This is a genomic window from Desulfovibrio sp. (assembly GCF_035644575.1).
Classification (GTDB): domain Bacteria; phylum Desulfobacterota; class Desulfovibrionia; order Desulfovibrionales; family Desulfovibrionaceae; genus Desulfovibrio.
The window spans coordinates 1-3,685 of the sequence record NZ_DASQOG010000117.1 but is presented as its reverse complement, the minus strand read 5'-3'; the positions used below and the strand labels follow the sequence as shown (position 1 = coordinate 3,685).

Below are 3,685 nucleotides of genomic sequence, written 5' to 3'. Positions count from 1 at the left end.
GAACAGATAGCTCAGCGCCAGAACGGGTATTATGTATCGTGCCTGCATATGCTCCTCTCCTTCCACCTTTAAACGCTAGTGGATTTCCACGGTGCTGCCATCTTTGACAATGGCGTATACCTGTTTTTTGGTTTGCAGATTCCGTACCGCAATGGTGGCCCCCGGCTCGCCGTCGGCCAGGGCCTGGGCCTGCGTGGCTATGCGCAGGTTGCCCTTTATATAGATGAGGTTGACCACATCGCCGCGCCTTACCATCAACTGGCTCACAAGGTCGCTTTGTAAAATTGGCTCGCCGGTGTTCAGCGCGCGGTTCACCTGCCAGGGACCGCCGCGCCCATCCCAGGGCAGATCGCGCAACTGGCTGGCGTTGACCTTCATAAAGGTGACGGACTCTGCCGCCAGGGCTTCCCCTTTGTTCATGGGGCGCGATGCCGCCGGGGCCGTTATCCAGAGCGTGAGATTGACCGTGCCGGAAATGCGCCGAAGCACGTTGCCGTCCACTTCCTGCACAGCAAAGCGCAAAGGCACGCGACCGGGGGACAGTTTGCCCGGTTCAAGCTGCACTCGCTGCTGCGCGTGAGCCAAAAAAATGTAATCCGGCAGCCGAAAATCGCTCAGCTCCACCTGGCCCGGCATGGCGGACAATTGTGGTGTCAGACTTTTGACCACATAGGAACGCAGGTCTTCCTCATGAAACACCAGCCCCCCGCGCTGAATCACCAGCGAAGATGGCAAAATGCAACGTCCGGCAACATCCTTGCCCAAGGCCTGCCGCAAAGCCTGAGAAAGGCGGGAATGACTGATCTGCAAGGGTTTGCCTTCTTCCGGGGGCGCAGGCCAAAGTTGCTGTACGCGCAGTTGCGCCCAGGTATCTTGCCCCATCTGCCCCAGCGGAACAGCTATATCACCCAGCAAAACCATATCTGAATTGGTAACCGCCGCTGAAAGGATTTTGATCCGCCAGTCGTCAGGGCCAAGCATGTTCAGCTGGCCATCCTGCACCACGGGGGCTTCGCCTGCGGCAAGCTGGTTGCGCGCCTTGGCGGCCCGTTGATCCTGCGCACCATCCGCAAGGGGCATTTGCCCTGCCTGAGCCTGGGGAGTGCGCAACTGGGTGACTATCTGATTGGGCGAGCGACGATGGTTGCGGTCATTATCCTGCCAGGTGGCGCTGGGAACGCCGCCCTGCGGAGCCGCCACAGCGGCCGTAGCCCACAGGCAGCACACCAGAGCCGCAGCCAGAAGCGCGCGCAAAGGCAGCACCTGACCATCCCGCATTGCCCATATGACCTGCAAAAACCGCATGACGCATACCCCTGGAGTCTTTTCACGCTCAGATGCCTGCACGACGGCGACGCCGCATTGTTGCCATCGCCCTGCAAGCTTTTAGTGGCGCGGATTTTTCAAAATCAGCGCAAAACAGACAAACATTTTCAACAATAATCAGCCCTAGCTGCGCTTGAGCTGCACAGCGATGCCCAGCATGGAGTCTGATGTCTGGATGGACTTTGAGTTCACTTCATAGGCGCGCTGGCCCACAATCATGTTCACCATTTCGTCCACGACTTCCACGTTGGACATTTCCAGAAAGCCCTGAGCCAGGGTACCCACATTGTCTGTGCCGGGCACGCCTTCTGTGGCATCGCCCGAAGCCTGGGTTGGCGTGTAGAGGTTGCGCCCACGGGCATCAAGACCCGCCGGATTGATAAAGGTGTAGAGCGGCAATTCGGCCCCGGCCAGTTCCTGCCCCTGAGCATCCAGAGCCGCCATGTGACCGGAGGATGAAATGGAAATGGTCTTGGTTTGCGCGGGCACGGCGAACTGCGGTTGCAGAATATAGCCGTTGGCGGTGACCACGGTGCCGTCCTGATTGAGCTTGAAGGAACCGGCGCGCGTGTACATGAGTTCGCCGTTCACATCCACCTGGAAAAAGCCGTCGCCTTCAATGGCTACGTCCAGCGTGTTGCCGGTATTCTGAAAATCGCCCTGGGTAAAAAACTTGTGCACAGCCGTGGGACGAGCGCCCATGCCGACCTGAATACCCACAGGCAGACGGTTGTCGCCCTCGGTGGTGGCGCCGGCCATGCGCATGGTCTGGTACATGAGATCTTCAAACTCGGCCCTGCTCTTTTTAAAGCCCGTGGTGTTGACGTTGGCCAGGTTGTTTGAAATCACGTCGATATTGAGCTGTTGGGCCACCATGCCGGTGGCGCCTGTCCAAAGCGATCGCATCATGGGAATTTCTCCTTATACATAACCAGCGCGGCGGCCGATTGCTGCTAAACCATCACCGGTTAACCCTGGCGGCGGCCCACTTTTTCGTTGGCAGCGCGATCCAGCGTGTCTGAGGTCTGCATGACCTTTTGATAGGCTTCAAACTGGCGCTGCACTTCGATCATGTTGACCATTTCGGACACGACTTCCACATTGGCGGCTTCCGTAAAGCCCTGCTCGACACGCGCGCCATCGTCGTAGGCATTGCCTTCAACAATCTGAACTCCATCGCGCGGGCGAAAGAGGTTGCCGCCCATTTTTTCAAGATTCTGCGGGTTGTTCACGCTGACAAGGGCCAGCTGGTCAATAACGTTGCCATCGGCAAGCACTTGGCCATCGCCGCTGATCTGCAAATGGCGCGTACCTGCCGGAACGTTGATAACGCCGCCAGCACCTTGCACGGTGTACCCCTGCGGCGTCATAAGAACGCCATCGCCGTTGAGCACAAAAGCCCCGTTACGCGTGAGGTACTGCCCCGTAGGTGTCGTGACCCGGAAAAAGGCGTTGTCGCCATTGATGGCAACATCAAGATCGTTGCCGGTATATTGCATGGATCCTTGTGAAAAATCTGTATGCGAAACGGCCACGCGAACCCTTGCGGCATTCATCGGTTCGGGAAACAGGGGCGTCGATTTGAGGTTCAAAATCGGCTCCCGGATCTCGTCAAAGGCAAAGGTGGGCATGGTGTCCTTGAACGCCAGCGTTTCCCGCTTGTAGCCGCGCGTGTTCACGTTCGCCAAATTATTGGCGATGAAATTCATGCGGTGTTCTGTGGTCAGCGCGGCAAAAAGTCCGCTAAACATGCCTGCTTGCATAAGCAGCTCCTTGTGTTGGCAGCAGCGCTAAAGGTGAAGCGCAGCCGTCTACCTCGGGCCTGATAGCCCTTGCCAGAGCTTTTGCAATATGCGGGCCAATACTCGTGCATTTGGAAATATTCTCTACTTGCTCGCGTAGCTCGAAAAGGCACAGACGACACTGGCGGCGGCAAGCAGAACTATCAGCCCCGGAATGCAAGCATGGTGCCCAAGCATTAATCAGACGATTCTGAGGTCGCCCCCCCATATTATTGATAAAAGAGGCTACCCGGAGCGCCCCGACACGGCGGCGGCATTGCCGCGAGTAGAGGTTGCCTTTGACGGAGACAAAAGCGGCATTTGCACGCGCCATCCCTGACAAGCCCAAAAATCGGCCCCAGGAGCCACTTTGTGAAGGGAATTAAGCCTATCGTACTTGCCGCAATAAACTTTTTTTGCCGAAATCAAAAAAAATGCTTGCCAGCCACCCCCTGTTGGCGTAAACACATCTTCGCGCCGAAGTGGTGGAATTGGTAGACACGCTAGGTTCAGGGTCTAGTTCTCGCAAGGGAGTGGGAGTTCGAGTCTCCCCTTCGGCACCATCTTTTAAGAGTCGT

Annotated in this window: 3 protein-coding genes and 1 tRNA gene; 1 reads left to right on the top strand and 3 read right to left on the bottom strand. The window is 57.2% G+C overall.

Going from position 1 to position 3,685, the window contains the following annotated elements; genetic code table 11:
• Window positions 1–75: 75 nt before the first annotated feature.
• The 3 genes from flgA to flgF all read right to left on the bottom strand — a co-directional run bounded on the left by flgA (window position 76) and on the right by flgF (window position 3,089).
• Window positions 76–1,305 (bottom strand): flagellar basal body P-ring formation chaperone FlgA, encoded by a 1,230-nt coding sequence (gene flgA / locus VEZ52_RS06630; protein WP_324836118.1) that lies wholly within the window; start codon window positions 1,303–1,305, stop codon window positions 76–78.
• A gap of 144 nt (window positions 1,306–1,449) precedes the next feature.
• A complete protein-coding gene (gene flgG / locus VEZ52_RS06625; RefSeq protein WP_240824161.1) occupies window positions 1,450–2,235 on the bottom strand; it encodes a flagellar basal-body rod protein FlgG in 786 nt (261 codons plus the stop codon).
• A 59-nt stretch (window positions 2,236–2,294) separates the two neighbouring features.
• The gene (flgF, locus tag VEZ52_RS06620; protein ID WP_324836117.1) at window positions 2,295–3,089 is read right to left on the bottom strand and encodes a flagellar basal-body rod protein FlgF; all 795 of its coding nucleotides are present in this window, start codon (window positions 3,087–3,089) and stop codon (window positions 2,295–2,297) included.
• A 494-nt stretch (window positions 3,090–3,583) separates the two neighbouring features.
• On the opposite strand from flgF, the gene VEZ52_RS06615 reads away from it, so the two are divergent.
• Window positions 3,584–3,670 (top strand) — tRNA-Leu (locus tag VEZ52_RS06615).
• The last annotated feature ends 15 nt before the right edge of the window (window positions 3,671–3,685 follow it).

Coding starts and splice junctions, on each gene's coding strand:
- flgA (WP_324836118.1), bottom strand. CDS start 1,305: ATGCGGTTTTTGCAGGTCATATGGGCAATGCGGGATGGTCAGGTGCTG.
- flgG (WP_240824161.1), bottom strand. CDS start 2,235: ATGATGCGATCGCTTTGGACAGGCGCCACCGGCATGGTGGCCCAACAG.
- flgF (WP_324836117.1), bottom strand. CDS start 3,089: ATGCAAGCAGGCATGTTTAGCGGACTTTTTGCCGCGCTGACCACAGAA.